A 1471-nucleotide genomic window follows, 5' to 3' on the forward strand; every position below is an offset into this window, starting at 1 on the left:
GCCCCGCATGGCGGGACTGCCTATCCGGGTTCGCCGCTGGTTGCGGCGTCTTTGCTGCGCCCGGGCGACGCAATGCATTTTGCCGAGCTGCATCCGCAGGAAAGCACCGCCCTGCGCGCCGCGCTGAGGCCCTGGCGGGCCAAAGTGCATCAGCAGGACGGGTTCGAGCTGGCCATGTCGCTGGCGCCGCCAACACCCCGCCGCGGCCTCATGCTGATTGACCCCAGTTACGAGATTAAAACCGACTATGCCCGCATCCCCGGCATCATCGGCCAGCTGCACAAGAAGTGGAATGTCGGGATCATCGCCTTGTGGTATCCAATCCTCAAGGACGGCTCCCACAAGCAGATGCTCAAGGCACTGGAGGCGCAAGGCCTGCCCGGGGCATTGCGCCACGAGGTCTCCTTTCCGCCGGTCCGTGATGGGCACCGGATGATCGGCAGCGGCATGTTCGTGGTCAATGCCCCCTACGGCATCGCAGAAGAAGCTGCCCGGCTGTCGGCGCTGTTCGAGGGGATTTCCCGCAAGTAACCGCGCACCATCCGCTCTGTCCGGCCGGAGGTTTCGCATTGAGCAACAAAGGGCGCCGCAGCGGGCGCCCTTTGTTTGTTCTGTCTGTCCGGCCTTGGATCAAGCCAGATCTTTATAGGATATCTCACGCGTATCGGCACCTTCACCAACCCGGCCGCGGCGCACGATCAGGCGGTTCAACGCGTTCACATAAGCCTTGGCCGAAGCAACAACCGTATCGGTATTGGCGCTTTCGCCGGTGGCGATGATACCGTCTTCCTCCAGCCGTACCGACACAGTTGCCTGCGCGTCGGTGCCTTCGGTCACCGCATGCACCTGATACAGCTGCAGACGGGCAGAGTTCGGATGGATCATGCGGATCGCCTTGAAGGTCGCATCGACCGGGCCGTCGCCCTCAGCCGTCTCAGTGACGTCCTTGCCATCGATCTCCATCTCAAGGGTGGCTTCCGCCGGGCCGCCGGTGCCGCAGACCACCTTCATCGAGACCACTTTCAGATAGTCGTTCTCAGCGTCCACTCCGGTGCGCATCAGCGCGATGAGGTCGTCGTCAAACACCTCTTTCTTGCGGTCGGCCAGCTCTTTGAAGCGGACAAAAACGTCCTTCAGCTGGTTGTCGCCAACCTCATAGCCAAGGTGTTCCAGCTTGTCGCGCAGCGCGGCACGGCCGGAATGCTTGCCAAGCGGCAGCGAGGTGCCGGAGAGGCCCACATCCTCAGGCCGCATGATCTCGAAGTTTTCGCGGTTCTTCAGCATCCCGTCCTGATGGATGCCGCTTTCATGGGCAAAGGCGTTCTTGCCGACGATCGCCTTGTTCGGTTGAACCACAAAGCCGGAGACGGTCGAAACCCGGCGCGAGATATGCATGATCTTGGTGGTGTCGATGCCGGTGTGCCAGGGCATGATGTCGTTGCGCGTCTTCAGCGACATCACGACCTCTTCC

The 1471-nt window shown here is 61.9% G+C and carries 2 protein-coding genes; one reads left to right on the plus strand and one right to left on the minus strand.

The window, feature by feature from the left end:
* Positions 1 to 531 (plus strand): 23S rRNA (adenine(2030)-N(6))-methyltransferase RlmJ (gene rlmJ / locus A2I95_RS37365; protein ID WP_291737508.1); only part of this gene is annotated, 531 nt, incomplete at its 5' end.
* A gap of 99 nt (positions 532 to 630) precedes the next feature.
* Here rlmJ and A2I95_RS37370 read toward each other — a convergent pair.
* Positions 631 to 1471 (minus strand): alpha-isopropylmalate synthase regulatory domain-containing protein (locus tag A2I95_RS37370; protein ID WP_291737509.1); only part of this gene is annotated, 841 nt, incomplete at its 5' end.

It is taken from the genome of Leisingera sp. F5, from assembly GCF_001593695.1.